Source organism: Stenotrophomonas sp. SBJS02, assembly GCF_020428325.2.
Taxonomy (GTDB): domain Bacteria; phylum Pseudomonadota; class Gammaproteobacteria; order Xanthomonadales; family Xanthomonadaceae; genus Stenotrophomonas; species Stenotrophomonas africana.
In genome coordinates this window covers 791,755-816,616 of record NZ_CP109812.1, presented here as the reverse complement: position 1 = coordinate 816,616, position 24,862 = coordinate 791,755, and the positions used below count along the sequence as shown (strand labels likewise).

Sequence of the window (24,862 nt, the reverse complement as noted above, 5' to 3'; positions counted from 1 at the left end):
GCTACCGAGGAAGGGAACCATGCGATACCACTCGCTCGCCATGCTGATCACCTTGCTGGCAGCCACACCTGCCATTGCCCAGCAGCTGCCGCACACCCCTGCGCAGAGCCAGCCGCTGGGCCCCACCGGCGGCGCGATCCGCCAGCAACCGCTGGATGCTGGCCGGGTCAGCGGCAGCGTCGAGATTGCACAGCCGGCCGGCGAGGCACAGGTAACCGTGCGTTCGCTGGAACCGAGCAGCGTGGTCGGCCAGTACCGCATCCACTTCGCCGCGCTGGATGTGAACGGCGATGGTTTCATCAGCCGCGAGGAAGCACAGGCCAACCCGGCGCTGGCCGATGAGTTCAATGCGTTGGACGTGAAGCGTCGCGGCAAGCTGGATCGTGCCGACCTGGCCGGTTGGCTGGTTGACTGAAAAAAGGGACGGAGGGGATTAAGTCGTATGTGCACATACGACTTAATCCCCTCCGTCCCTTTTTTGCGTTAGACGCCGGCGGCGCGCTTCCAGAACGCCTGCACCAGCGGCGGCCACTTGCCGACACAGCCCAGCGCGCGGCCACGGGCCAGGGTCAGGTGCATTTCGTCGTTGGAGAACAGGCGGTTGATCGCATCGAAGCTGTAGGCGGCGATGTGGTTGTCGCTACGCCGTTCGCGCGCCCAGCGCTGCAGGCGCTGTGGCGACAGCCGCGGCTGGCCACGGCGCTCGGCCGATGGCGCCAGCCACTGCTGCAGGGCGGCCACATCGCGCAGGCCCAGGTTCACTCCCTGCCCGGCCAGCGGATGCACCACATGCGCGGCATCACCCAATGCCAGCACGCGGCCGGCCACGTAGTGACGTGCCAGCTGGCGGCGCAGCGGGAAGGCTGCGCGCGGTGATGCCAGACGCAGCTCACCCAGCCGCGCCGCGAAAGCACGGGTCAGTTCGCGGTTGAACGCATCTTCGTCCAAGGCCAGCACACGTGCCGCCTCATCCTCGGGCAGGGTCCAGACGATCGAGCTGCGGCGCTCGGCCACAGGCAGCAGCGCCAGCGGCCCGCTCGGCAGGAAACGCTGCCAGGCGGTGGCCTGGTTGGGAAGATCGCTGTCCACGTAGGCCACCACGCCACGCTGGTGGTAGTCATGCTTTTCAACCTCGATCCCGGCCAGCTGGCGCAGGGTCGACTCGGCACCGTCGGCGGCCACCGCCAACGCCGCTTCCAGGCGGCGACCGTCATCCAGGCGCAGGCGCACGCCGTCTTCATCCTGTTCCAGCGCTTCCACCCGTGCCGGGCAGTGCAGCTGCACGCCCGCCGCCGGCAACGCCGCCCACAGGCGATCCTGCAGCAGGCCGTTCTCGACGATATAGCCCAGCTCACGACGGCCGAAGCGATCGGCGTCGAACAGAAGATCTTCGCCACCGGCGGCATCCCACACCTGCATGCGCCGGTAGGGCCAGGCGCGGGCCTGGGCGATTGCCGGCCACACGCCCAAGCGGTTCAACAGTTGTACGTTGTCAGCGGCGAAGGCGAACACGCGCAGGTCCGGCTGTGCGGCCTGCCACGGTGCCGGCTCACGGCCTTCCACCAGCGCAACCGACAGGCCGGCGTCGGCCACCGCCAGCGCGCAGGCGGCACCGACCACGCCGCCACCAACGATGGCCACATCAAGGCGCATGCGCCGGCTCATGCGGCTTCCCCGCGGCACAAGCGCGGCACGTCGCCACGGAAGCCCATCGCGCCACCGACCAGCATCGACTGCACCGAGGCGCGCTGTGCGGCCACCAGGCCGAGACTGCGCAACGGCCGCATCAGCGGCGCCGGGTTGCTGGTCAGCCGCGCCAGGCCTCCGGAGAACGCCACCGTCTGCCGGCGGTCTTCCTCGCGGCGCGCGACGTAGGCCTGCAGCAGTGCATCACTGCCGGCATCCTCATGCGCATCCTCCAGCAGTTCGGCCAGGGTCAGCGCGTCGCGCAGGCCCAGGTTGAAGCCCTGCGCACCCAACGGGTGAATGGTCTGCGCGGCATTGCCCAGCAGCACCGTGCGCTCACCGGCCAGCGCCCGCGCCAGTACCTGGATGAGCGGGTAAGCACTGCGTGGGCCGGATTCGAGCAGGCGACCGGCACGCCAGCCGATCGCGTTCTGCAGGCGTTGCAGCCAGGCCGCTTCGTCCAGCGCCATCACCGCATCGGCCTGGTCGCGCGCTACGCCGTGCACGGTGCCGAAGTGACGATCGCCACGCGGTAGCAGGGCAGTCGGGCCGGTATCTGTGAACCGCTCCCAGGCCGCGCCGTCCGGCGCGCGCTGGCTGCGCACGCGGGCCACGAACAGGGTCTGCTGGAAATCATGGCGGTCGACCTCGATGCCCAGCGCGCCACGCACGCCGCTGGTGGTGCCATCGGCCCCGACCACCAGGCGTGCCAGCAGCACGCGTTCGCCGGCCTCGTCAGCCACCCGTACCTGGCGGTAGCCATCGACCACGTCGCCCAGGCCCACGAATCGCATCGGCCGGTAACGGCGCAGGCGCGGCAGCTCCTGCAGGCGCGCTTCCAGCGCCTGGCCGAAATCGCGCGCGACCACCACCTGGCCGAACCACGGCCGGTCGTAATCGGCCGCTTCGAGCTGCACACGGCCGAAATCGCCGGCACGGCTGACATGGATGCGCCGGATCGGGCCCGGCGCCATCGCCAGTTTCTGCATCACCCCCAGCGCGGTCAGCGCATTGACGGTAGCAGCGGCGAAACTGAGATTGCGTTGATCGAACACCGCAGGCAGCTCACCGGCCGGGCTCGCCTCGAGCAGGCCCACGTCGCGGCCCAGCCGGTCCAGGGCGATGGCCAGGCTGGCACCGACCAGGCCACCACCGACGATCAGCACGTCATGTCGTTCACTCATGGTGTTCATGATACGCGCTCGCCCCGACTGTACGCCGAACGAGCGGCACCTGCGCCAACCTGCGCGGCGGGCTAGAATGAAAGCTGAATCCGCTCCGGGCCCCCACCATGTCCGACACCGCCAACCGCGCCTTCGTCCTGTCCGTGCTCGTACTGCTGCTGGCGGCGACCCGGGTCAATCACTTCGCGGCGATCCCCGATGCCTCCTGGGCCGTGTTCTTCATCGGTGGCTTCTACCTGGCCCGCTGGACGCGCTGGGCGTTCCCGCTGCTGATGGTGTTCGCGGTGCTGGTGGACTGGATCGTGATCCGCAGCAGCGGCCTGGATTTCTGGCAGCACTACTGCATCTCCCCGGGCTATTGGCTGCTGCTGCCGGCCTATTTCTCGCTGTGGGCCGGCGGCATGCTGCTGGGCCGCAATTACCAGAGCGCGCGCTGGCCGGTACTGGCCAAGGGCGCGCTGCTGCTGGTCGCCTCGGTGGCGGTCTGCCACCTGCTGGCACAGGGCGGCTTCTACTGGACCAGCCGCAACGTGGCCGAGCCGACCCTGGCCGGCTGGGCACAGAACTACGCGCAGTGGTTCGGCCCCTACCTGCGCACCACGGCGATCTACGTGGCGCTGGCCGCCGCCCTGCAGCTGGCCGTGGAGCAGGTGTTGAAGCTCCAGCAGGCCCGCCGCGACATCCGCCACTGAGCCGCGACATGGGTCATCGCCTCTCGCGCATCTACACCCGCACCGGCGACGACGGCAGTACCGGCCTCGGTGACGGCCAGCGCGTGGCCAAGGATAACGCCCGGGTGGCGTCCTACGGCACCGTCGACGAGGCCAATGCCGCGCTCGGCCTGCTGCTGGCCGTGCCCCTGCCCGAGGATGTGCGCGCGCTGGTGGTGCATCTGCAGCACCAGCTGTTCGACCTGGGCGCCGAACTGTGCATCCCCGGCCACGCCGCGATCCACGCCGCCGATGTCTCGGCCTTGGAACAGCAGCTGGACCATTACAACGCCGACCTGCCGATGCTGAAGGAATTCATCCTGCCGGCCGGCGGCGAAGCCGCCGCGCGCTGCCATCTGGCCCGCACCATCGTCCGCCGCGCCGAGCGCGAAACGGTCACCCTGGCCCGCCACGAAGCCGTGCGCAGCGAGGCGCTGCAGTACCTGAACCGGCTGTCGGACCTGTTGTTCGTACTGGCCCGGGTACTGGCCCGCGCCGATGGCCAGGGCGAAGCGCTGTGGCAACCACAGCAGCGCCAGCGCTGAGTCGGCACGATGCTGGTCTATACCCACCCGTCCTGCCTGCTGCATGACCCCGGTCCCGGCCATCCCGAGTGCCCGCAACGTCTGCAGTACGTACTCGATGCGCTGCATGCAGCCTTCCCTGGGCAGCTCGAATGGCGCGAGGCGCCGCCAGCCAAGTTCGGCGAACTGACCCGGGTCCACGACAGCGCCCTGCTCGACTTCGTGCTGCAGCCGCAGACCGCGCCGCTGCGCCAGCTGGACATGGACACCTGGACCTCGCCGGGTTCGGCCAGCGCCGCCGTGCACGCCGCCGGTGCCGGTGTGGCCGCAGTCGATGCGGTGATGCTGGGCGAGGACCCTCTGGCCTTCTGCGCGGTGCGCCCGCCGGGCCACCACGCCACCAGCAGCACGGCGATGGGCTTCTGCCTGTTGAACAACATCGCCATCGCCGCCGCCTATGCCCGCGACCGCCATGGCCTGGAGCGGATCGCGGTGGTCGATTTCGACGTGCACCACGGCAACGGCACCCAGGACATCTTCCAGCACGATGCCCGGGTCTCGTACTACAGCACCCACCAGGCCGGGCTGTTTCCCAATTCCGGCCTGCGCCGCGACCGCGGTGCCGGCAACCTGATGAACATCCTGTTGCCGCCGGGCAGCGGCGGCTTCCGCTTCCGCAACGTCTGGGCCGACGAGATGCTGCCGGCCATCGACGACTTCCGCCCGCAGCTGCTGCTGATCTCGGCCGGCTTCGACGCCCACCTGCGTGATCCGCAGGCGGACCTGATGCTGGAGACCGACGATTTCGCCTGGATCACCCGTGAACTGCACGCGCTGGCGCGTCGTCACGCGGCCGGCCGGGTCGTGTCGATGCTGGAAGGTGGCTACGACCTGCAGGCCCTTGCAGAGTGCAGCGTAGCCCACGTCCAGGCCCTGATGTCACCGGCGTCCAGCGCCGCCGCCGGATGAACCCGAACCGGCAGGCTCCGGCGTCCTTCATTGCCCCTATGCAAGGGATGGGGCAAGCTACCGTCCGTTTTCGCCCGAATCCGAACCGCGTGCGCCGAGCCCTCCGCCTGCTTCCCCTGCCTCTGAGCATCGCCATCAGCCTGCCGGCGATGGCCGATGAAAAGCCGCTCAACTGGGGCCTGTGCCCGGCCACCGACGTCATTCCCGCGTTCACTGACGCCCCCACCCCGGTCCCGGCCCAGGACAAGGCTGCCGCCGCGGCCGCCCGCGAGAACCAGCCGACCGACATCGAAGGCGACCAGCTGCTGGGCACCACCACCGTGCCGCAGTACGAGGGCAACGTGGCGCTGCGCCGGGGTGACCAGTTCGTCGGTACCGACAAGCTCAGCTTCGACACCGAGACCGGCAACTACATCGCCGACGGCAATGTCCGCTACCAGGACGGGTCGATCCGGATGGTCGCCAAGCGTGCCGAAGGCAACCAGGAAAGCGACACCCACAAGATCTCCGACATCAAGTACCAGCTGGTGTCGCGCCGGGGCAACGGTGATGCCGAGTCGGTCGACCTGCAGGGCGCGGTCGGCCAGATGCACCGCTCCACCTACACCACCTGCGACCCCTCGCAGCCGGTGTGGAAGCTGTCGGCGCCGCAGATCGAAGTGGACAACGACGAAGGCTTCGGCACGGCCCGCAACGCCGTGCTTCGCATCGGCAAGGTGCCGGTGCTGTGGGCGCCGTACTTCAAGTTCCCGATCGATGACCGCCGCAAGACCGGCCTGCTGTTCCCGCAGCTGGGCATGTCCGGGCGCAACGGCTTCGACTACGCGCAGCCGATCTACTTCAATCTGGCGCCGAACTACGACGATACGCTGACCCCGCGCTACATGAGCCGGCGCGGCCTGCTGCTCGACAACGAGTTCCGCTACCTCTACAACGGCGGCCGCGGCGAGGTGCTGACCTCGTTCATGCCCAACGACCGCCTGCGTGACCGTGACCGCGGCCGGGTGATGTTCACCGGCTACCACAACGTGGACAGCCACTGGCAGGCCCGCGCCAACCTGGCCTGGGTCAGCGACGAGCGCTATGTCGAGGATTTCGCCAACCGCCTGGTCGGGGTCACCGCCTCCAACCTGCAGAGCACGGTGGGCCTGTATGGCACCGGCCAGAACTGGACGGCAGGCATCATGGCCGACCGCTGGCAGCTGACCGACTACACCCTCGACGAGCGCGCCCTGCCCTACAACCGCCAGCCGCGCCTGTACTTCAACTGGGACAAGCCGGTCCGTTCATGGCTGGAAACCGGCATCTACGCCGAAGCCGTGCGCTTCACCCACGACGACATCAACTTCAAGAACGCCGTCGGCACCGGCGAGGATCTGCAGTACACCCGCAATGGAGTGCAGTGGACCGACGGCGTCGGTGTCAGCGGCGGTTCGCGACTGGACGTGAAGCCGTATGTGTCATTCCCGATCAGCGGCGCGGCCTGGTATGTGACCCCGACCCTGGCCTACCGCTACACCGCCTATCAGCTGGACCGTGGCCTGGTGGATGGTGTGAGAGGCATCCAGGCCCAGATCCTGAGTTCGCAAGGCATCGACCCGAACACTGCCACACCGGAACAGCTGCGCGGCAATACCTCGCCCAGCCGCAGCCTGCCGATCGGCAGCATCGACGCCGGCCTGTTCTTCGACCGCGAAACCAGCATCCGCGGCAAGTCGTTCCTGCAGACCCTGGAACCACGCCTGTTCTACCTGCGCACGCCGTACCGCAACCAGGACGAGCTGCCGATCTTCGACACCCGTGACTTCACCTTCAGCTGGGGCCAGCTGTTCCGCGATTCGCGCTATACCGGCGCCGACCGCCAGAACGACGCCAACCAGCTGACCCTGGCGGTGAGCACCCGGTTCATCGACCAGACCACCGGCAAGGAACGTTTCTCGGCCTCGATCGGCCAGATCCAGTACTTCGATGAGTCGCGGGTGACCGTCACCCCCGGCGGCGCGCCGGTGGAAAAGGGCAAGTCGGCCTGGATCGCCGACGGCAACTACATGATCAACGACCGCTGGACCCTGGGCGCCACCTACCAGTGGGACCCGAAGTACAAGCGCGAGGATCTGGCCAGCGTCCGTGCCCGCTACCTGATGCCCAACGACGGCGTGGTCAACCTGAGCTACCGCTACCGCATCAATGCCGGCGCCCTGCCCGGCGCCAACAAGCATGACCGGACCCTGCTGGAGCAGGCCGACCTGTCGTTCCTGTACCCGCTGAACGCGCGTTGGAGCCTGGTCGGCCGCTATTACTACTCGCTGCAGGACAAGGAGCCGCTGGAAATCATCGGCGGCGTGCAGTGGGACAGCTGCTGCCTGGCCGTGCGTGTGGTCGGCCGACGCTATGTGCGCAATCGCGAAGGCGAGATGAACAACTCCATCCAGGTGGAGTTCGTCCTGAAGGGCCTGAGCTCCATCGGCCAGGACACGGACCGCACGCTGCGCCGTGCTATCCTCGGCTATAACCGCGACGACCTCTATCTGGTGCCGCCCAGCAACACCGGGGCGACCCGGGATGACTACGATCCGAATCTGATCCCATGACCAAGCGCTTCCCCGTTCTACTCGCCTCGCTGCTGGCGGTGTCCAGTGTGTCTGCCCCCCTGCAGGTGCTTGCCCAGGAGGCGCAGCCGCTTGACCGCATCGCCGCCGTCGTCGACGAGGACGTGATCCTGCAGAGCGAGCTCCAGCGTGCGATCGCCAACATCAAGGCGCAGTACGTCGGCCGTGAAAACCAGCTGCCGCCGGAAGACGTGCTCAGCCGTCAGGTGCTCGAGCGCCTGGTGCTGGTCAAGCTGCAGGTGGCCCGGGCCCAGGGCAGCGGCATCCGTATCGGCGACCAGGAGCTGAACCAGGCGATGAATGCCATCGCCCAGCAGAACGGTTCGACCTTGGACGCCCTGCGCCAGCGCCTGGCCCATGACGGCATCGACTTCAATGATTTCCGCGCTTCGGTGCGAGACGAGATCACCGTGCAGCGCCTGCGCCAGAGCTTCGCGCAGAGCCGCATCAGCGTCAGCGAGGGCGAAGTCGATGCTGCGCTGAAGCAGCAGGCTACCGTCGGCAACCAGTATCACCTGGCGCACATCCTGATTGCCCTGCCCGACGGCGCCAATGCCGACCAGATCTCCACCGGCCAGAAGAAGGCCGACGGCGTGAAGGCCCTGCTGGACAAGGGCGAGCTGGACTTCAACGCGGCCGCCGTTCGCTATTCGGACAGCCCCAATGCGCTGGAAGGCGGCGATCTGGGCTGGCGCAGCCTGGATGAAATTCCGCAGGCGTTCGCGCAGATGATGGAAAAGATGAAGCCCGGCGAAGTGGTCGGTCCGATCCGTGGCCCCAGCGGCTTCCAGCTGCTGAAGCTGGTGGACGTGCGCGATGCCAGTGCCGCTGCCGGCGCCAGCACCGTGACCGAGTACCACGGCCGCCACATCCTGGTGCGCGTGGACGATCACCAGACCGACGCGGCCGCCAAGGCCAAGATCGATACCCTGCGTGCCCGCATTGCCGGTGGCGCGGACTTCGAGACCGTGGCCAAGGAGTCCTCCGAAGACAACAACAGCAAGGGCCAGGGCGGCGATCTGGGCTGGTTCCCGGCCGACGCGTTCGGCCCGGCGTTCGGCCAGCAGGTCTCCGGCATCCAGGATGGCGGCGTCAGCCAGCCGTTCCGTACCGATGCCGGTTGGCACATCGTGCAGCGCGTAGCCACCCGCCAGACCGACGTGACCAACGACAACCAGCGTGCCCAGGTCCGCGAGACCATCGGGCGCCGCAAGCTGGAAGACGAGTACAACCGCTTCCTGCAGGAACTGCGTGGCGAAGCCTACGTCAGCTTCCGCAGCGGCGACCGCGCGGAAAACACCGCGACCCCGCCGCAGTCCTGACCGATGCGCCCCGAGCTCGCTCTGGTACCGGGCGAGCCCGCCGGGATCGGCCCGGAGCTGTGCATCCGCCTTGTCCAGCAGCCGCGTGAAGATTGCCGGCTGCTGGCCTTCGCCGATCCGGACACCCTGCGCGCGGCCGCTGCCGCGCTGAACCTGCCTCTGCAACTGCTGCCCGAGGACGCCGAAGCACGCGCCCCCGGTGATCTGCGTCTGCGCGTTGTGGCCAATACCGTGCCCAGCCACTTCGGCCAGGCCAACCCGGCCAATGCCGGTGCCGTCATCGGTGCACTGCTCGGTGCCGGCCAGGCCTGCCTGTCCGGCGAACTGCACGGCGTGGTCACCGGCCCGGTGCACAAGGCGGTCATCAACGAAGGCGGCATCGCCTACAGCGGCACCACCGAACTGCTGGCCGACCAGGCCGGGGTAAAGGTGGTGATGATGCTGGCCAACCCCATCGTGCGCGTGGCCCTGGCCACCACCCACCTGCCATTGCGCGAGGTGGCCGATGCAATCACTGCGCCCGGCCTGGAACACACCCTGCGCACCGTGCACGCCGCGCTGCGCCGCGAGTTCGGTCTGCCCGCGCCACGCATCGCCGTGCTCGGCCTGAACCCGCATGCCGGTGAAGACGGCCATCTGGGCCGCGAGGAACTGGACCTGGTCATCCCGCTGCTGCAGCGCCTGCGCGCGGAGGGCATGGACCTGATCGGGCCGCTGCCAGCCGATACCGCCTTCCTGCCGGCCAAGCTGACCGGCTTCGACACCGTGCTGGCGATGTACCACGACCAGGGCCTGCCGGTGCTGAAGTATTCGGGCTTCGAGCAGGCGGTGAACCTGACCCTGGGCCTGCCCTACCCGCGCGTGGCGGTGGACCATGGCACCGCGCTGGACCTCGCCGGCCGCGGCATTGCCGATCCTTCCAGCCTGCAGGCGGCAACGACGCTGTGTGCGCAGCTTGCGCGGCAACGTACACTGAGCGCATGAATTCCCCGCATTCCCCCTCCGGCCCGGTGTTCACCGCCCCGGCCAAGAAGCAGCTTGGCCAGCATTTCCTGGCCGACCGCCACTACATCGACAAGATCGTGATGGCGGTCAACCCGAAAGACGGTGACCGCCTGGTCGAGATCGGTCCCGGCCAGGGCGCGATCACCCTGCCGCTGCTGCGCGTGCATCCGAAACTGACGGTAATCGAGTTCGACCGCGACCTGATCGCGCCGCTCACCGCCGCCGCCGAGCCGCTGGGCGAGCTGACCATTGTCCACCGCGACGTGCTGCGCGTGGACTTCACCGAGCTCGCTGCCGGCCAGCCGATCCGCCTGGTCGGCAACCTGCCCTACAACATCTCCTCGCCGATCCTGTTCCATGCACTGGAACATGCCGCGGTCATCCGCGACATGCACTTCATGCTGCAGAAGGAAGTGGTCGACCGCATGGCCGCCGGTCCGGCAGCAAGGTATTCGGCCGTCTCAGCGTGATGCTGCAGGCGTACTGCGAGGTGACCTCGCTGTTCGTGGTGCCGCCGGGCGCGTTCCGGCCGCCGCCGAAGGTCGATTCGGCCGTGGTGCGGCTGGTGCCGCGTGACCCGGCCACGATCAACATCAACGACCACAAGCGTTTCGCCGAGGTGGTCAAGGCCGCCTTCGGGCAACGCCGCAAGACCCTGCGCAACGCCCTGAACAACGTGGTGTCCGCCGAACAGTTCGTTGCCGCCGGCGTGCGTCCCGATGCCCGCGCCGAACAGCTGGACGTGGCCGAATTCATCGCTTTGGCCAATGCCTCCTGATTACACTGCCGGTATGGAAGACGCTGACGTTTACGCCATCTCCGTCGAAGTCGCACCGCGCTTCCTCGACGATCAATCCGCGCCGGAAGACGGGCGCTATGCGTTCGCCTACACGATCCGCATCCACAACCAGGGACGTGTTGCCGCGCGCCTGGTCGCACGCCACTGGCGCATCACCGATGCCAACGGCCGCGTCGAGCATGTCGATGGCGACGGGGTGATCGGCGAGCAGCCGCGCCTGCGTCCCGGTGAAGACTTCCATTACACGTCCGGTGTCATGCTGGGGACCGATCACGGGACCATGCAGGGCCACTACGACATGGTCGCCGACGACGGCACCGAATTTGCCGCGCCGGTCGCACCTTTCGTGCTGGCCGTCCCGCGTACCCTGCACTGACACGGAGGCCGAACGATGAGTGTGTGGGCGATCGGCGACCTGCAGGGCTGCTATGACGTCACCCAGCGACTGCTGGAGAAGATCCGTTTCGACCCGGCCCAGGACACCCTGTGGTTCTGCGGCGACCTGGTCAACCGGGGTGGCCAGTCACTGGAAACGCTGCGGCTGGTGCATTCGCTGCGCGAGCACAGCGTGGTGGTGCTGGGCAACCATGACCTTTCGCTGCTGGCCGTCGGTGCGCGCACCGAAGAGGAACAGCGCAAGGTCAACCCGGACCTGCTGCGCATCGTGCAGGCCGAGGACCGCGACGAACTGCTGGACTGGCTGCGCCTGCAGAAGCTGGTGCACGTGGACCGCGAACTGGGCTGGATGATGGTGCACGCCGGCCTGGCGCCGAAGTGGACCACGCAGATGGCCGAGAAGCATGCGGCCGAAGTCGAGGCACAGTTGCACGGCGCCGGCTACCGCAAGTTGTTCCGCAACATGTACGGCGACAAGCCGAGCTGGGCGCCCAACCTGTCCGGCTACGACCGCTCGCGCGCGATCATCAACGTGCTCACCCGCATGCGCTACTGCACCCCGCGCGGGCGCATCGGTATCGAGGACAAGGGCACGCCGGGCACGCAGGAACAGGGGCTGTACCCGTGGTTCGAAGTGCCGGGCCGGGTCGAGCGTGACCTCAAGGTCGTCTGCGGCCACTGGTCGGCGCTGGGCCTGACCATCACCCAGGGCGTGCACGCCATCGACACCGGTGCGGTCTGGGGCGGCAAGCTGACCGCGATCCAGCTCGATACCGATGAGCTGCGCGTGGTGCAGGTGCCAGGCCGCGATGTGCCGGCACCAGTGCCGCATGCACGACCGCCGGCGCGACCAGCGCACGAGCGTCCCGTCGCTGCGGTGCAGGGCAAGGAACAGGGTGGCGGCAGTGCCCCCGCTGCCAACCCCGGCAACCGTGGCCCGCGTCGTCGTCGCCGTCGAGGTGGCGGCGGTGGCGGCGGTGGTTCCGGCGGTCCCAACAACAACGGCGCAGCGCCGCAGGCATGATGCGGCGTGGCTGGGCACCATGGACGGTGCTGCTGCTGACGCTGGCCCTGGCCGGCGGCTGCCAGCCCACTTCGGCCCCGACTCCCACCGGCGGCAGGAATGCAGACCACACGCCATCGCAACCGCAGGCGCCTTCGCCGCCACTGGTGGCTGCAGCGCGCGCGCAGATCGGCGTCACCACCCGCTACGACCCTGCCTATCAGGTGCTGGCCTATCCCGGCGGAGATGTCCCGATTGATCGCGGCGTGTGCACCGACGTGCTGGTGCGCGCCCTGCGCAGCCAGGGCCTGGACCTGCAGGCGCGCGTGCACGAAGACATGCGCGGCAACTTCAGCGCCTATCCCACGATCTGGGGCCTGTCACGACCGGATCGCAACATCGATCATCGTCGCGTACCGAACCTGATGCGCTGGTTCGAGCGGCAGGGCTGGCAGCAACCGATCACGGCCCTCGCCGCCGACTACGCGGCCGGCGACATCGTCGCGTGGAAGCTCAACGGCAACGGCCTGCTGCACGTGGGCATCGTCTCCGACCGGCGCCTGGCCAATGGCACACCGCTGGTGCTGCACAACATCGCGCGCGGCACGCGCGAAGAGAACCTGCTGTTCCAGCACACCATCATCGGGCATTACCGGAGGCCGTAGGCAATCCTGTAGAGCCGAGCCATGCTCGGCTACGGGATGTGTCCGGCAACAGCAGCCGAGCATGGCTCGGCTCTACAGGAAACCATCTTCAGCGGCGCACGTAGTGCACGAAGCGGAACGCGTAGGCGTGTCGTTCGTCGGCCGGGTGCGGCTCGCTGCTCACTTCCCGCCAGTCCTGCACGTCCACTTTGGGGAAATGGGTATCGGCAGGGACTTCGGCATCCACCCAGGTCAGGTACAGGTCACTGGCCTGGTCCAGCAGCTGGTGGAAGATCTCGCCGCCGCCGATGATGCACAGCTCGCTGGCGCCCTCGCCTTCGGCAATCGCCTTCGCCTCGTCCAGCGACGCCACCGCCCGCATGCCCTCGAACGGCACCTGGCCGCTGCGGGTCAGCACCAGGTTGGTCCGCCCCGGCAACACGCGGCCGATCGACTCGGCCGTCTTGCGGCCCATCAGGATCGGCTTGCCCAGGGTGAGCGCCTTGAAGTGTTTGAAATCATCCGGCAGGTGCCAGGGCATTGCATTGCCCTGGCCGATGCCACGGTTGCGGTCCAGCGCCACGATCATCGACAGCTTCATTACGACCACCTCCTCAGCTGGCGTCGATCTGCAGGCGTTCGCAGGCAGCGTTGGCGGCACTGGCGGCCTGCAACGCCGCCGCCAGCGCAGGGCTGGACGTGGAGTGCTCATCCAGGCCACCGAGGATCTTCTGCTTCTGCGCCTCTTCGATATCTTTCAGGCCCGGTCCCGACAGGATGTCTGCCGACAACGCAGCCGTGTCGGTGCTGGCACGACGTGCCAGAAATGCCTGCAACTGGTCACTGGAATAGACGGTGGCAAGCTGCTGCTCGAGCGTGCGCTGATAGGCCGGATCTTCGATACCGGCCTTCAGGTGCTCGGTCATCGCCTTGTACATGCCGGTTGCCGCCTCACGCATCTGCGCCCGGCAGCCTTCCGGCACATCCTGGGGCATCATCGTGCTGCCGTTGAATGCCCCGGCGAACGCCTGCACTCCCTCGCGCATGTGCTTGTGCACGATCTGCTCATTGACCTGCCGGGCCAACGACAGCGCATCGGCCGATCCGGCCTGCACCATGGCCAGCGGCAGCATGCCGCACAGGCCCAGCAGGCCGCTGGAAATCAGACGGATACTCATACCGCCACCGGCGCCTTGATGGTCGGGTGCGGATCGTAGCCGTCGATGCGGATGTCGTCGAACTGGAAACCGAACAGGTCGGTCACCTCCGGGTTCAACCACAGCTTGGGCAGCGCGCGCGGTTCACGCGACAGCTGCTCGCGCGCCTGCTCGAAGTGGTTCGAATACAGGTGCGCATCGCCCAGCGTATGCACGAAATCACCCACGCCCAGGCCGGTGGCCTGCGCCACCATGTGGGTCAGCAGCGCGTAACTGGCGATGTTGAACGGCACGCCCAGGAAGATGTCGCCGCTGCGCTGGTACAGCTGGCAGCTGAGCTTGCCGTCCACCACGTAGAACTGGAACAGGTTGTGGCACGGCATCAGCGCCATCTGCGAAAGCTCGCCCACGTTCCAGGCACTGACCACCAGCCGCCGCGAATCGGGATTGCGCTTGATCTCGTCCACCAGCCACTGCATCTGGTCGATCTCGTCGCCATCGGCGGTGGCCCAGCTGCGCCACTGCTTGCCGTAGACCGGGCCGAGGTCGCCTTTCGCGTCGGCCCACTCGTCCCAGATCCGCACCTGGTTTTCCTTCAGGTAACCGATGTTGGTGTCGCCTTTCAGGAACCACAGCAGCTCATGGATGATCGAGCGCAGGTGCAGTTTCTTGGTGGTGACCAGCGGGAAGCCTTCGGCCAGGTTGAAACGCATCTGCCAGCCAAACACGCTGCGGGTGCCGGTGCCGGTGCGGTCGCTCTTCTCGGCGCCGTGCTCGAGCACGTGCGAGAGCAGGTCCAGGTAAGCCTTCATGCCTTGCCCTCGACAGCCACCGGCAGCTGCGGCTGCAGCACCGGCGCGCGGCGCGACATCACCAGCAGCACCAGGCCGAAGGCGATCAGCGGCAGGCTGAGGATCTGGCCGCGCGTCAGCCAGTCGAAGGCCACGTAGACGCCGTTGTCGGGCATGCGCACGAACTCCACCGCGAAGCGGAACAGACCGTACATCAGCGCGAACAGGCCACCCACCAGATAGCGGTGACGTGGCTTGGCCGACACGGCCCACAGCACGATGAACATCACCAGGCCTTCCAGGAACGCTTCATACAGCTGCGACGGATGGCGCGCGAACTGGTTCAGCGCGCCGCTGGCGAACTGCGCCTGCAGGGTGGCGTGGTCGAGCTGGTTCAGCGGCGCCGGCAGGCCGGACGGGAACACCACGCCCCAGGTACCGTCGGTGTACTTGCCCCACAGCTCGGCACCGATGAAGTTGCCGATGCGCCCGAAGCCCAGGCCCAGTGGCACCAGCGGCGCCATGAAATCCATGGTGTCGAAGAAATGCAGCCTGTGCTTGCGCGACCACCACCAGCAGGCGCCCAGCACGCCCAGCAGGCCGCCGTGGAAGCTCATGCCGCCATCCCATACCTTGAACAGCAACAGCGGGTTGTGCAGGAAATCACCCAGCGCGTAGAACAGCATGTAGCCGACGCGCCCGCCCAGCACCACGCCGAGCATGGCGTAGAACAGCAGGTCGGAGAAGCCGTTGGCATCGACGCCCGGCAGGCGCCCATCGGCGATGCGCTTGCGGCCCAGCAGCCACGCTGCAGTGAAGCCGAGCAGGTACATGATGCCGTACCAATGCACCTTGATCGGCCCCAGCGAGAGGGCGATGGGGTCGATGTCGTGGAAATAGATCATGGAAGGTGCCTTGCGGTTGAACGCCTATTCTCGGGCCAGCGCCGCCCCGGCTCAACCAAGGAGCTGGGGCGAGTTCGGCAACGCGTCATCGTTCGACCGCGTCGAGGCCGGAAAGTGCCCTTCGATCAGGCTGGAGACCTCGTCGATGGCATCCTGCAGCGCCTCCACCGGATGGGAACCACGCAGGCCCTCGCGCAGGTGGGTGCAGACCCGCTGCCACTGTGCGGCGCTGACCCGGCCCTGCAGGCCACGGTCGGCAACGATCTCGATGGCATGGTCAGCCAGCAGCAGGTAGATCAGAACGCCATTGTTGTGGGTGGTATCCCAGGTGCGCAGGCGCGCAAACGCATGCTCGGCGGCCTGGCGCGGGGTGACCTTGTGCCACAGCGCGGCCAGCGGCAGGTCCGCTTCCACCGCGAACATCACCTGCCCGCCGTGGCGCTGCTCACCGGCTGCGATTGCCTCGGTGATCGCCTGCAGCGTGGCCGGCGGGAAAGCGCGCCGTACCGACGGCGAAAACACATGACGACACAGTCGTTGGATCATCACCAGCTCCCCGAAGCACCGCCACCACCGGAGCGGCCACCACCGCCACCCCAGCCGCCGCCGCCACCGAATCCACCGCCCCCGCCGAAGCCGCCTCCGCCGCCCCAGCTGCCACCTCCCCAGCCGCCGCCACCGGCAAAGCGGCCCGGGTGACCGGAGAGCATGGCCACGATCAGCCCTACGACGCCTGCCAGGCCACTGGCCAGCAGCGTGGAGGTGAACAGGAACGCCGCCAGCGCCGCACCGGCACCGCCGAGCAGGCCACGCAGCGGACGCGGCACGCGCGAGAACACGCCGCGCAGGATGCTGCCAGCGAACACACCGATGAACAGCGCCAGGAACCAGGTATCACCGCCACCCTCGGGCTCGCGGCCACGCTGGCTGCTGACCGGCGCAGGCAGCGTTTCGCCGTCGATCAGCTTGACCAGCACGCCGGTGGCGTCGGTGATACCACCTGCGTAGTCACCGCTGCGGAAGCGCGGCACCAGGTATTCCTGGATGACCCGGTTGGCGATGGCATCGGGGATGGCACCTTCAAGACCGTAGCCCGGCTCGATGCGCACGCGCCGGTCGTCCTTGGCCACCACCAGCAGCACGCCGTCATCCACGCCCTTGCGGCCGATCTGCCATTGGTCGAAGACCCGCGTGGTGTACTGCGCGATGTCCTCCGGCTGGGTAGTGGGCACCACCAGCACCTGCAGCTGGCTGCCCTTGCGCTGCTGCAACTCGATCGCCTGCTGCACCAGCGCCTGCTTCTGCGTGGCATCCAGCGTGCCGGTGGTGTCGACCACCGGCGAATCCAGCGCAGGAACCGGCGCCAACTGCTGTGCATGCGAGGCCAGCGGCAGCCACAGCAGCAGGGCCAGCAGCGCAGTGGCCAGGCGCATCGATCAGTGCCCCGGCTGCGGTGCCGGCTGCTGCTGCGGCGTGTTGCCGAAATCGACCGCCGGCGCGTTGGAGATCTGCGCTTCGTTTTCCACCGTGAAATTCGGCTTGGTCTTGTAGCCGAAGATCTTGGCGGTGATCACCTGCGGGAACGAGCGGATGTAGGTGTTGTAGTCCTGCACCTGCTGGATGTAACGGCCGCGGGCGACGGTGACCCGGTTCTCGGTACCTTCCAGCTGCGCCTGCAGGTCGCGGAAGTTCTGGTTGGACTTCAGCTCCGGGTAGTTCTCGGTGACCACCAGCAGCCGCGACAGCGCGCTGCCCAGTTCGCCCTGGGCCTGCTGGAACTGCTTGAGCGAGGCTTCGTCGTCGGCATTGACGTTGATCTGGCCGACACGCGAACGGGCGTTGGTGACTTCGGTCAGCACGCGTTCTTCCTGGCTGGCGAAGCCCTTCACGGTCTGCACCAGATTGGGCACCAGGTCGGCGCGGCGCTTGTACTGGTTGATGACCTCCGACCAGCTGGCCTTGACCGCTTCATCCTTCTGCTGGATGGCGTTGTAGCCGCAGCCGGACAGCAGGGAGGCCAGCAGCATCAGGGGCAGGACACGGGTGAACAGGCGCATGGCGGAGGTTCCGGGTGGGCTTGGCGCCGAGCATGCCACGGTTCGGGTGAAAGACCGGCCATCGGGCGCCGCCCCCTCCGCGGTGGCCATGCTCATGGATCGCCTGAGTAGTCCGGGCGGGTGGGCATGGCGGGGGACGCCGTGAATCCGTCCCTGGAGGCTTAGCCGCGCCATCCATGGCGCGGATACCCCCGCCACGCCCACCCGCCCGGCCTCATACGGTTTCCTGCGCACCGCGGGAAGATCAAAAGAAAAATCAAAAGCAAAACGCGGTTCTTCAGGCATTCGTGTCGACCAAGGTCGACACCTACCAGAGCGGGACGCCGTTCCGACAGATCGCGGAAAACTGTCGAAGGCGGGGTGGGTCAGTTTGCGGGGGTGTGAGCGCCATGGATGGCGCGACCGAGCCTACACGGACGTACTTGCGGCGTCCCCCGCAAACTGACCCACCCCGCCATCCCACGGATAGCCAGCTTTTGACGTTGACGTTGATTGCAGCGGGTGCAGGGCTGCAAGCCCTGCCGGAACCCCACACCGTTCAACAGGCCTCAGCCACCGGGGCGCGCGCACGCCCCAGCCACGCCAGCAGCAGGCCCGACGCTGCCAGCAGGCCACCGGCCACCGGAATCGCCGCGTACCCCAGCCCCAGGCTGATCACCGCACCACCCAGCGCGGCACCCACCGCATTGCCCAGGTTGAACGCACCGACGTTGATCGACGACGCCAGCCCCGGCGCCTCGCTGGCCGCCTGCATCACCCGGATCTGCAGCGGCGGCACGATGGCGAAGGTCGCTGCGCCGAACAGCAGCACGCCCAGCGCCGCAGTGGCGTGGCTCATGAAGGCCAGTGGCAGCACGAACATGAGTACGGCCAGGACCGCCAGCAGGATGCGCGTGGCGCCATCCAGCGACCAGTCGGCCATGCGCCCGCCGATGCCGTTGCCGAAGGTGAAGCCGATGCCGATCAGGGCCAGCGACATCGCGATGAAGGCGTTGGAGGCGCCGGTCAACTCGGTCAGTACCGGTGCGACGTAGGTATAGAGGGTGAACATCGCACCGGCGCCGAGCACGGTGGTGGCCATCGCCAGCAGCACCTGCGGTTGCAGGATCGCCTTCAGTTCACGGCGCACGTCCGGGCGCGGTCCCGGCGCGGACGCCGGCAGCGCGAAGCCCAGCGCGGTGATCGCGACCAGGCCCAGCACCGCAGTACCGGCGAAGGACAGGCGCCAGCCCAGCTGCTGGCCCACCCAGGTTGCCAGCGGCACGCCGCCGATGTTGGCGATGGTCAGGCCCATGAACATGGTGGCCACGGCTGCAGCCTGCTTTTCCTTCGGTACCAGGCTGGCGGCGACCACCGCACCGATGCCGAAGAAGGCACCGTGATTGAGGCTGGTGACCAGACGCGACAGCAACAGCAGGCCGTAGTTCGGGGCCAGTGCCGAGAGCAGGTTGCCGACCACGAAGATCGACATCAGCAACATCAGCGCGGTGCGCTTGCCGAAACGGCCCATCAGCAGGGTCATCACCGGGGCACCCAGCATCACACCGACGGCATAGGCGGTGATCAGCATGCCGGCGGTGGGAATGCCGACGCCCACGCCGTCGGCGATGACCGGCAGCAGGCCCATCGGCGCAAACTCGGTGGTTCCGATGGCGAAGGCGCCGACGGCAAGCGCCAGCAAGGCGGCTCTGGAATTCATGGGGGTCCTGGGGGCGGGATTCGGGAGTGCGTAGCCTGCGCGCTTTGCTGCGCCGGATTAAGCCTCGCCCCGGGAAAACACTGTTGATCCAGGTTCACAAGTGGGGCCCGGAAACCCGCTACAAGTGCAAAAAACGCAGCGCCATAGTGAAGCCGAGCCCCCACAACGCAGAACCCCCGGCATGCCGGGGGTTCCGAGGGACACACACGCCAGTGGCGCGGTTACCAGTTACCGGCACCCGGCACGTTGTGCTCGCGGGCGCGACGGCGCATCAGCAGGTTCAGCCACTCGACCAGCACCGAGAAGCCCATCGCGGCGTAGATGTAGGGCTTGGGCACGTGCACGTCCAGGCCGTCCAGGATCAACACCGCGCCGATCATCAGGATGAAGGCCAGGGCCAGCATCTTCACGGTCGGGTTGGCATCGATGAAGCGGCCCAGCGGGTTGGCGGCCAGCAGCATCACCAGCACCGACAGCAGGATGGCGGCCACCATCACCGGGATGTGGTCGGCGATGCCGACGGCGGTGATCACCGAGTCCAGCGAGAACACGATGTCGATCACCGCGATCTGCGCGATCACGTAGCCGAACACGGCCGAGGCCTTGGTGGTGCTGGGGTCTTCGTCCTCGCCACCGCTGATCAGTTCCTTGATCTCCATGCAGCCCTTGATGATCAGGAACAGGCCGCCGACGATCAGCACCAGGTCACGGATGGAGATGCCCATGCCGGCCACCGTGAACAGATTGGCCGCCATATGTGCCAGATACGCCAGCGACACCAGCAGGCCAATACGGGTGATGCAGGCCACCGCGATGCCGAGCTTGCGCGCGAACGGGCGGCGCTCTTCGGGCAGTTTGCTGACGGCGATGGAAATGAACACCAGGTTGTCGATGCCGAGCACGATTTCCAGCGCGCTGAGCGTGAACAGGGTCACCCAGGCATTGGGGTCGGCGAGGAACTCAAAGGACATGGAAACTCTTCAGGGCAGTGGGGGAATGGGGATCAGCCGTAATTGCCGGCCATTGCATGCGGGACCACGACCAGCGACCAGCACAGAAGCACGTTCATCATCAGCACGAAGACTGCCGCCGAGCCCATGTCCTTGGCGCGGCCGGCCAGCTCGTGGATCTCGCTGCCGTAACGTTCGATCACCGCCTCGATGGCCGAGTTGGCCAGTTCCATCGCCAGCACCAGCAGCATCGAACCGATCAGCAGCGCGCGCTCGACCGGGGTCTGGCCCAGCCAGATCGCGACCGGAGTCAGCAGGATCAGCAGGTAGACCTCCAGCCGGAACGAGGACTCATGCAGCCAGGCGGCGCGCAGGCCCTGCCAGGACCAGCGGGCGGCCTGGAAGATGCGGCGCGGGCCGCGGGGCAGATGGCCGAACTGATCAGCCACGGGTGGAACATCCAGCAACAGGGGCGCGGCGCAGCGACCGCTCAGACGCACGGCAGGGAATCATGGGTGCACAGGGATGGGCAGATGGCCGCCATTTTGCCACAAGGCCGCCAGCCGCATCCCTCGCACCGGCCCGGTGAATGGACTGCCAGGGGCAAGCCCCGGCCCGCCCCAGCTTCTATGATGGCGTTCCCCTTCCCTGCTGGAGCGCCTGATGTCCCGTCGCCGTACCTGCCTGCTGATGCTGGGCCTGCTGACCGCCGCCCCCCTGGCCCATGCGCTGGGCCCGGCCAAGCCGCCGCGCGTGCCCGAGCAGGTCTCCAACGTGGCCTGGGCCGGCGACATGGCCCGCTTCGCCAGCGCCGACCAGGCCAGCCCGCCGCCGCGCGGTGGCATCGAATTCATCGGCAGCTCCTCCATCCGCTTCTGGGAGAGCCTGGCCACCGACTTCCCCGGCCAGCCGGTGTTCAACCGCGGTTTCGGCGGTTCGGAAGTGCGCGACAGCACCTGGTATGCCGGCCAGATCGTGGTGCCGTATGCGCCGTGCAAGGTGTTCTTCTACGCCGGTGACAACGACCTCAACAGCGGCCGCAGCGCCGTGCAGGTGCGCGACGATGTGGTTGCCTTCGTGCAGCGCGTGCATCGCGACCTGCCGAAGACCAAGGTGGAGTACCTGTCGATCAAGCCGAGCCCGTCGCGTGCGCATCTGCTGCCGGCGATCAACGAGGCCAACACGCTGATCAAGGCCGCCCTGGCCAAGCTGCCCAACACCGGTTTCACCGACATCTACACGCCGATGCTGGGTGCCGACGGCCAGCCGGATGCGTCGCTGTTCCGCGAGGACATGCTGCACATGACCCCGGCCGGGTATGCGATCTGGACCAGGGCGCTGGCGCCGAAGGTCAACTGCAACTGAGGCGTGCGTTCGCCGACCAAGGTCGGCATCTACGGCGACAATGCGCGTGCTCCGGTAGTTGCCAACCTTGGTTGGCATGAATGCGTCCACCTGCATCCCAGTGAAAGCGCCGACCAAGGTCGGCATCTACCGAGGCAGCTGGTGCCGCCTCAGCGGAAAATCACCGTGGCTTCGGTGCCCTTGCCAGGCTCGCTGGCCAGGCTGACCTTCCAGCCGAAGCGGTCGCACAGCCGGCGCACGATCGACAGGCCCAGGCCGGTGCCCTGCGGGCGGCTCGGCTCGGCGCGGTAGAACGGTTCGAAGGCCCGCGACAGTGCCTCGGCGGACATGCCGATGCCGGTATCGCGCACCACCACCCGGTCGTTGTACACATGCACGTCGATGCGCCCTTCGTCGGTGTAGCTGCAGGCGTTGCGCACCAGATTGCTGACCACCACCTGCAGCACCCGCGGCGGCGCATGCAGCTGCACCGGCCCATCGCTGTGCAGATGCACCGACACCGGGCGCGTACCCAGCAACTCGTTGGCGTTGTCCACTTCGTAGCGGACGATGTCGTTGACGTCGAACAGTTCGATCTGCGGCTCGACATCGGCCTCGCGGGCCAGGATCAGGAACGCATCGATCACCGCCTCCATGTCACGGCCGGCGCGCTGGATGCGCTGCAGGCTGCGGCGCAGGCGCGGCTCCAGGCTGTCATCGCCAAGCGCCATGTCGCTGGCAACGCGAATCACGGTCAGCGGCGTGCGCAGTTCGTGGCTGGCGTCGCGGGTGAAATTGCGCTCGCGCGCCACGTGTGCGCTGACCCGGTTGGCCAGCGAATGCAGTGCGGCCGCCAGCTGCCGGGTCTCGCCCTGCATGTCCGCCGGCAGCTTGTTCGGCTCCAGATCGGCCGCCTCCGGGTGGCCCGGGTCCCAGCGTGAGACGCGCCGCGCCAGCCAGTTCACCGGCGACACCAGGCGCTTGGAGGCCCGATAGGTGACCCAGCTGGCGCCATACACCGCAAGCAGGGTCAGCAGCACCGGTACGATGCCGAACCAGAACGCCAGCATCTCCGCGCGCGAGCGCAGGAACACCAGGTACAGGCGGCCGGCCGGGCGCACATCGACCAGCACCAGCTGGTCGTCCTTGGGCAGCTCGTGGAAGCCGGGCTCAAGATTGCGCAGGTTGGCCGGCAACGACAGGGCCGACTGCCCGCTTTCCAGCAGGTAGCCGCGGATGTTCTGGGTGTTGGGCGGCGGCTGCACCGGCGAGGCCTCGTGCAGCGTCCAGAAGTACGCCGCCTCCTCGCGCAGGGCGGCGCCGACCAGGCTGTGCTTGATCACCAGCGAGACCAGCCACGCGCCCAGCAGGATGCCCAGGCTGGCCAGCACTGCCTGCAGGATGAAAGCGATACGGATCTTGCGCGGCAGGCCGTGCGGCATTGCGGTGTCCCGGTCAGAGCGCTGCGATTATAGGCAGCGCTCTGCGCCGTAGTCGTGCACGGGGGCTGACCGGCGGCGCTGCCGACCGGTCATCACCTGCCCGGGTGCGTGGCCATTGCCCGGCCACGCCTGTTCCTGCACCTGTGGCGGCCCTGCTCAGGCCATCGGTTGGGCGATGTCGGCAATGCGGTAGCCGGCACTCTGCACGGTATGCAGCAGCGGACGGTCGAACGGCTTGTCGATGATCTTGCGCAGGTTGTACAGGTGGCTGCGCAGGGTGTCCGAATCCGGCAGGCCGTTGCCCCAGATCTCGCGTTCAATCTCCTGGCGGGTGACCACGCGCGGCGATTCGCGCATCAGGATGGTCAACAGGCGCAGGCCGATCGGCGACAGCTGCAGTTCGGTACCGGCACGGGTGGCACGCATGCTGACCGGATCGAGCACAAGGTCGGCGACCTTCAGCACTTCCGAACCGACCTGACGACGCTCGCGGCGGATCAGCGCGCGCAGGCGGGCTTCCAGCTCCTGGATCGCGAACGGCTTGGTCAGGTAGTCATCGGCGCCGAAACCGAGGCCGGTGAGCTTGTCGTCCAGCGTGTCGCGTGCCGTGAGCATCAGCACCGGGGTGGACTTGCGCGCATCGTTGCGCAGGCGACGGCACACTTCGATGCCATCCAGGCGCGGCAACATCAAGTCGAGCACCACGACGTCATAGCTGTTCTCCGCCGCAAGGCGGTAGCCATCCAGGCCGTCCTGTGCATAGTCGACTTCGAAGCCGCGACCTTCCAGGTATTCCCCGATCATCTCGGAGATGTTGCGGTTGTCTTCGACCACCAGCACCAAGCCGGAGGTCTCCTTCGTCTGACGCATGTGATTCCCTCTAACTTCAGCTTTGTGAAACATGCCGGATCGACGGTGGACGCGATGTGAAGTTCCGTCAAGAGGTACACAAACGGTTCAGAGCAGCGGCCTGAGCAGCGGCCAGACGTTGTCCAGCACCTTTGGCTGCGCCTGTGCGGTCGGATGCAGGCCGTCGGCCTGCATCATGCCCGGCTGCAGGGCCACACCCTCCAGCAGGAACGGCAGCAGCGGCACCTTGTACTGCGTGGACAACGCCTTGTAAGCCGCCGCCAGACGCTGCCGGTAGGCCGGCCCGTAGTTGGGCGGTACGTCGATGCCCAGCAGCAGCACCTTGGCCCCGGCCTTCTGGCTGGCCTGCACCATCCTTTCCAGGTTGCCCTGCACCTGCGCCGGGGTCAGTCCACGCAGCGCGTCGTTGCCTCCCAGCGCGATCACTACCACGGTCGGCTTTTCCTTGGCCAGCAGGCCTGGCAGCCGGGTCAGCGCACCGGCGGTGGTCTCCCCGCTCATGCTGGCGTTGACGATGCGCGCCGGCGTTTTCGACTGCTGCCTGACCCGCTGCTGCAGCAGGCTGACCCAGCCGGCGTCGGCAGGGATATTGTGGGCTGCACTGAGGCTGTCGCCGAGGACCAGCACGGTGCCGGCCGGACCTTTGGCACAGGCCAGCCCGGGCAGCAGCAGGAACCCTAGCAGCAGCACCATCATCACGCCGGCTCGCCGGCTCCATCCCGTCTTGCGCATTGGAGTCTCCTCATCGACAGCCTGTCCCCCCGCAGCGCGACCGTTGCCATCGCCGTCGACCAGG

Annotated in this window: 25 protein-coding genes and 2 pseudogenes; 12 read left to right on the top strand and 15 right to left on the bottom strand. The window is 67.5% G+C overall.

The features are described 5' to 3' along the window. Positions 1 to 19 precede the first annotated feature (19 nt). Entirely contained in the window at positions 20 to 415 is a 396-nt protein-coding gene (locus FQS62_RS03690; RefSeq protein ID WP_049444221.1) for an EF-hand domain-containing protein, read from the top strand. A 68-nt stretch (positions 416 to 483) separates the two neighbouring features. Here the strand turns inward: FQS62_RS03690 and FQS62_RS03685 are convergent, their stop codons facing one another. Then, positions 484 to 1,665: a UbiH/UbiF family hydroxylase gene (locus tag FQS62_RS03685; protein ID WP_208043360.1), complete on the bottom strand. Its 1,182-nt coding sequence runs from the start codon at positions 1,663 to 1,665 to the stop codon at positions 484 to 486. Next, positions 1,662 to 2,870, bottom strand: a complete 1,209-nt coding sequence (gene ubiH / locus FQS62_RS03680; RefSeq protein WP_208043361.1) for a 2-octaprenyl-6-methoxyphenyl hydroxylase — start codon at positions 2,868 to 2,870, stop codon at positions 1,662 to 1,664. The genes FQS62_RS03685 and ubiH overlap by 4 nt, the downstream gene beginning before the upstream one ends. 107 nt (positions 2,871 to 2,977) lie before the next feature. Between ubiH and FQS62_RS03675 the strand changes: the two genes are divergently transcribed. The 10 genes and pseudogenes from FQS62_RS03675 (at position 2,978) to FQS62_RS03630 (ending at position 12,872) form a co-directional block, all read left to right on the top strand. After that, positions 2,978 to 3,562: a hypothetical protein gene (locus FQS62_RS03675; RefSeq protein ID WP_049446374.1), complete on the top strand. Its 585-nt coding sequence runs from the start codon at positions 2,978 to 2,980 to the stop codon at positions 3,560 to 3,562. An 8-nt stretch (positions 3,563 to 3,570) separates the two neighbouring features. Continuing rightward, the gene (locus FQS62_RS03670; RefSeq protein WP_208043362.1) at positions 3,571 to 4,125 is read left to right on the top strand and encodes a cob(I)yrinic acid a,c-diamide adenosyltransferase; all 555 of its coding nucleotides are present in this window, start codon (positions 3,571 to 3,573) and stop codon (positions 4,123 to 4,125) included. Positions 4,126 to 4,134: 9 nt separating this feature from the next. Continuing rightward, positions 4,135 to 5,073: a histone deacetylase family protein gene (locus FQS62_RS03665; protein WP_049446378.1), complete on the top strand. Its 939-nt coding sequence runs from the start codon at positions 4,135 to 4,137 to the stop codon at positions 5,071 to 5,073. Between the two features lie 89 nt (positions 5,074 to 5,162). Next, positions 5,163 to 7,664 carry an LPS-assembly protein LptD gene (lptD, locus tag FQS62_RS03660; RefSeq protein WP_080392963.1) on the top strand — a complete coding sequence of 834 codons (2,502 nt, stop codon included), beginning with the start codon at positions 5,163 to 5,165 and terminating at the stop codon, positions 7,662 to 7,664. Beyond that, positions 7,661 to 8,989, top strand: a pseudogene (locus tag FQS62_RS03655) (peptidylprolyl isomerase); the annotation flags it as partial. The gene lptD and the pseudogene FQS62_RS03655, both read left to right, overlap by 4 nt. Positions 8,990 to 9,007: 18 nt before the next feature. Then, the gene (gene pdxA / locus FQS62_RS03650; RefSeq protein ID WP_208043363.1) at positions 9,008 to 9,988 is read left to right on the top strand and encodes a 4-hydroxythreonine-4-phosphate dehydrogenase PdxA; all 981 of its coding nucleotides are present in this window, start codon (positions 9,008 to 9,010) and stop codon (positions 9,986 to 9,988) included. After that, positions 9,985 to 10,787: pseudogene (gene rsmA / locus FQS62_RS03645) on the top strand (16S rRNA (adenine(1518)-N(6)/adenine(1519)-N(6))-dimethyltransferase RsmA). The gene pdxA and the pseudogene rsmA overlap by 4 nt, the downstream one beginning before the upstream one ends. 13 nt (positions 10,788 to 10,800) lie before the next feature. Beyond that, complete coding sequence (apaG, locus tag FQS62_RS03640; RefSeq protein WP_049446387.1) at positions 10,801 to 11,184, top strand: Co2+/Mg2+ efflux facilitator ApaG/CorD; 384 nt, start codon at positions 10,801 to 10,803, stop codon at positions 11,182 to 11,184. Positions 11,185 to 11,199: 15 nt separating this feature from the next. Next, positions 11,200 to 12,228 carry a symmetrical bis(5'-nucleosyl)-tetraphosphatase gene (locus tag FQS62_RS03635; protein WP_099589463.1) on the top strand — a complete coding sequence of 343 codons (1,029 nt, stop codon included), beginning with the start codon at positions 11,200 to 11,202 and terminating at the stop codon, positions 12,226 to 12,228. Then, entirely contained in the window at positions 12,225 to 12,872 is a 648-nt protein-coding gene (locus FQS62_RS03630; RefSeq protein ID WP_049446391.1) for a DUF1287 domain-containing protein, read from the top strand. Before FQS62_RS03635 ends, FQS62_RS03630 begins: the two co-directional genes overlap by 4 nt. Before the next feature lie 88 nt (positions 12,873 to 12,960). On the opposite strand, the gene FQS62_RS03625 is transcribed toward FQS62_RS03630, so the two are convergent. The 10 genes from FQS62_RS03625 to FQS62_RS03580 all read right to left on the bottom strand — a co-directional run bounded on the left by FQS62_RS03625 (position 12,961) and on the right by FQS62_RS03580 (position 20,859). Further along, the gene (locus FQS62_RS03625) at positions 12,961 to 13,452 is read right to left on the bottom strand and encodes a dihydrofolate reductase (RefSeq protein ID WP_099589462.1); all 492 of its coding nucleotides are present in this window, start codon (positions 13,450 to 13,452) and stop codon (positions 12,961 to 12,963) included. 13 nt (positions 13,453 to 13,465) lie between these two features. Continuing rightward, positions 13,466 to 14,029, bottom strand: a complete 564-nt coding sequence (locus FQS62_RS03620) for a hypothetical protein (RefSeq protein ID WP_226053549.1) — start codon at positions 14,027 to 14,029, stop codon at positions 13,466 to 13,468. Next, the gene (locus FQS62_RS03615; protein WP_049446395.1) at positions 14,026 to 14,820 is read right to left on the bottom strand and encodes a thymidylate synthase; all 795 of its coding nucleotides are present in this window, start codon (positions 14,818 to 14,820) and stop codon (positions 14,026 to 14,028) included. The genes FQS62_RS03620 and FQS62_RS03615 overlap by 4 nt, the downstream gene beginning before the upstream one ends. After that, positions 14,817 to 15,704, bottom strand: coding sequence for a prolipoprotein diacylglyceryl transferase (lgt, locus tag FQS62_RS03610; protein ID WP_049446397.1), 888 nt, complete (start codon positions 15,702 to 15,704; stop codon positions 14,817 to 14,819). Before lgt ends, FQS62_RS03615 begins: the two co-directional genes overlap by 4 nt. A gap of 51 nt (positions 15,705 to 15,755) precedes the next feature. After that, complete coding sequence (locus FQS62_RS03605; protein ID WP_049446399.1) at positions 15,756 to 16,250, bottom strand: TPM domain-containing protein; 495 nt, start codon at positions 16,248 to 16,250, stop codon at positions 15,756 to 15,758. Further along, on the bottom strand, positions 16,250 to 17,137 hold the full coding sequence (locus tag FQS62_RS03600) for a TPM domain-containing protein (protein WP_208043364.1): 888 nt from the start codon (positions 17,135 to 17,137) through the stop codon (positions 16,250 to 16,252). The genes FQS62_RS03605 and FQS62_RS03600 overlap by 1 nt, the downstream gene beginning before the upstream one ends. A gap of 3 nt (positions 17,138 to 17,140) precedes the next feature. Beyond that, a complete protein-coding gene (locus FQS62_RS03595; protein ID WP_099589459.1) occupies positions 17,141 to 17,761 on the bottom strand; it encodes a LemA family protein in 621 nt (206 codons plus the stop codon). 538 nt (positions 17,762 to 18,299) lie between these two features. Then, positions 18,300 to 19,460 (bottom strand): MFS transporter, encoded by a 1,161-nt coding sequence (locus FQS62_RS03590; RefSeq protein WP_208043365.1) that lies wholly within the window; start codon positions 19,458 to 19,460, stop codon positions 18,300 to 18,302. A 221-nt stretch (positions 19,461 to 19,681) separates the two neighbouring features. Beyond that, positions 19,682 to 20,431 (bottom strand): TerC family protein, encoded by a 750-nt coding sequence (locus FQS62_RS03585; protein WP_005408127.1) that lies wholly within the window; start codon positions 20,429 to 20,431, stop codon positions 19,682 to 19,684. A 32-nt stretch (positions 20,432 to 20,463) separates the two neighbouring features. Continuing rightward, a complete protein-coding gene (locus FQS62_RS03580; protein ID WP_049447178.1) occupies positions 20,464 to 20,859 on the bottom strand; it encodes a diacylglycerol kinase in 396 nt (131 codons plus the stop codon). Between the two features lie 214 nt (positions 20,860 to 21,073). Here FQS62_RS03580 and FQS62_RS03575 point away from each other — a divergent pair, with 214 nt between their 5' ends. Next, on the top strand, positions 21,074 to 21,775 hold the full coding sequence (locus tag FQS62_RS03575; RefSeq protein ID WP_107379132.1) for an SGNH/GDSL hydrolase family protein: 702 nt from the start codon (positions 21,074 to 21,076) through the stop codon (positions 21,773 to 21,775). 149 nt (positions 21,776 to 21,924) lie between these two features. On the opposite strand, the gene FQS62_RS03570 is transcribed toward FQS62_RS03575, so the two are convergent. The 3 genes from FQS62_RS03570 to FQS62_RS03560 form a co-directional block, all read right to left on the bottom strand. Beyond that, positions 21,925 to 23,196 (bottom strand): sensor histidine kinase, encoded by a 1,272-nt coding sequence (locus tag FQS62_RS03570; RefSeq protein ID WP_208043366.1) that lies wholly within the window; start codon positions 23,194 to 23,196, stop codon positions 21,925 to 21,927. Between the two features lie 156 nt (positions 23,197 to 23,352). Beyond that, entirely contained in the window at positions 23,353 to 24,066 is a 714-nt protein-coding gene (locus tag FQS62_RS03565; protein ID WP_002811889.1) for a response regulator transcription factor, read from the bottom strand. An 87-nt stretch (positions 24,067 to 24,153) separates the two neighbouring features. After that, positions 24,154 to 24,798: an arylesterase gene (locus FQS62_RS03560; protein WP_049448981.1), complete on the bottom strand. Its 645-nt coding sequence runs from the start codon at positions 24,796 to 24,798 to the stop codon at positions 24,154 to 24,156. Positions 24,799 to 24,862: the final 64 nt, after the last annotated feature.

Excerpts from the sequence above, each read along its gene's own strand:
- FQS62_RS03690 (WP_049444221.1), top strand. The coding sequence starts at position 20 with ATGCGATACCACTCGCTCGCCATGCTGATCACCTTGCTGGCAGCCACA.
- FQS62_RS03685 (WP_208043360.1), bottom strand. The coding sequence starts at position 1,665 with ATGAGCCGGCGCATGCGCCTTGATGTGGCCATCGTTGGTGGCGGCGTG.
- ubiH (WP_208043361.1), bottom strand. The coding sequence starts at position 2,870 with ATGAGTGAACGACATGACGTGCTGATCGTCGGTGGTGGCCTGGTCGGT.
- FQS62_RS03675 (WP_049446374.1), top strand. The coding sequence starts at position 2,978 with ATGTCCGACACCGCCAACCGCGCCTTCGTCCTGTCCGTGCTCGTACTG.
- FQS62_RS03670 (WP_208043362.1), top strand. The coding sequence starts at position 3,571 with ATGGGTCATCGCCTCTCGCGCATCTACACCCGCACCGGCGACGACGGC.
- FQS62_RS03665 (WP_049446378.1), top strand. The coding sequence starts at position 4,135 with ATGCTGGTCTATACCCACCCGTCCTGCCTGCTGCATGACCCCGGTCCC.
- pdxA (WP_208043363.1), top strand. The coding sequence starts at position 9,008 with ATGCGCCCCGAGCTCGCTCTGGTACCGGGCGAGCCCGCCGGGATCGGC.
- apaG (WP_049446387.1), top strand. The coding sequence starts at position 10,801 with ATGGAAGACGCTGACGTTTACGCCATCTCCGTCGAAGTCGCACCGCGC.
- FQS62_RS03635 (WP_099589463.1), top strand. The coding sequence starts at position 11,200 with ATGAGTGTGTGGGCGATCGGCGACCTGCAGGGCTGCTATGACGTCACC.
- FQS62_RS03630 (WP_049446391.1), top strand. The coding sequence starts at position 12,225 with ATGATGCGGCGTGGCTGGGCACCATGGACGGTGCTGCTGCTGACGCTG.
- FQS62_RS03625 (WP_099589462.1), bottom strand. The coding sequence starts at position 13,452 with ATGAAGCTGTCGATGATCGTGGCGCTGGACCGCAACCGTGGCATCGGC.
- FQS62_RS03620 (WP_226053549.1), bottom strand. The coding sequence starts at position 14,029 with ATGAGTATCCGTCTGATTTCCAGCGGCCTGCTGGGCCTGTGCGGCATG.
- FQS62_RS03615 (WP_049446395.1), bottom strand. The coding sequence starts at position 14,820 with ATGAAGGCTTACCTGGACCTGCTCTCGCACGTGCTCGAGCACGGCGCC.
- lgt (WP_049446397.1), bottom strand. The coding sequence starts at position 15,704 with ATGATCTATTTCCACGACATCGACCCCATCGCCCTCTCGCTGGGGCCG.
- FQS62_RS03605 (WP_049446399.1), bottom strand. The coding sequence starts at position 16,250 with ATGATCCAACGACTGTGTCGTCATGTGTTTTCGCCGTCGGTACGGCGC.
- FQS62_RS03600 (WP_208043364.1), bottom strand. The coding sequence starts at position 17,137 with ATGCGCCTGGCCACTGCGCTGCTGGCCCTGCTGCTGTGGCTGCCGCTG.
- FQS62_RS03595 (WP_099589459.1), bottom strand. The coding sequence starts at position 17,761 with ATGCGCCTGTTCACCCGTGTCCTGCCCCTGATGCTGCTGGCCTCCCTG.
- FQS62_RS03590 (WP_208043365.1), bottom strand. The coding sequence starts at position 19,460 with ATGAATTCCAGAGCCGCCTTGCTGGCGCTTGCCGTCGGCGCCTTCGCC.
- FQS62_RS03585 (WP_005408127.1), bottom strand. The coding sequence starts at position 20,431 with ATGTCCTTTGAGTTCCTCGCCGACCCCAATGCCTGGGTGACCCTGTTC.
- FQS62_RS03575 (WP_107379132.1), top strand. The coding sequence starts at position 21,074 with ATGTCCCGTCGCCGTACCTGCCTGCTGATGCTGGGCCTGCTGACCGCC.
- FQS62_RS03570 (WP_208043366.1), bottom strand. The coding sequence starts at position 23,196 with ATGCCGCACGGCCTGCCGCGCAAGATCCGTATCGCTTTCATCCTGCAG.
- FQS62_RS03565 (WP_002811889.1), bottom strand. The coding sequence starts at position 24,066 with ATGCGTCAGACGAAGGAGACCTCCGGCTTGGTGCTGGTGGTCGAAGAC.
- FQS62_RS03560 (WP_049448981.1), bottom strand. The coding sequence starts at position 24,798 with ATGCGCAAGACGGGATGGAGCCGGCGAGCCGGCGTGATGATGGTGCTG.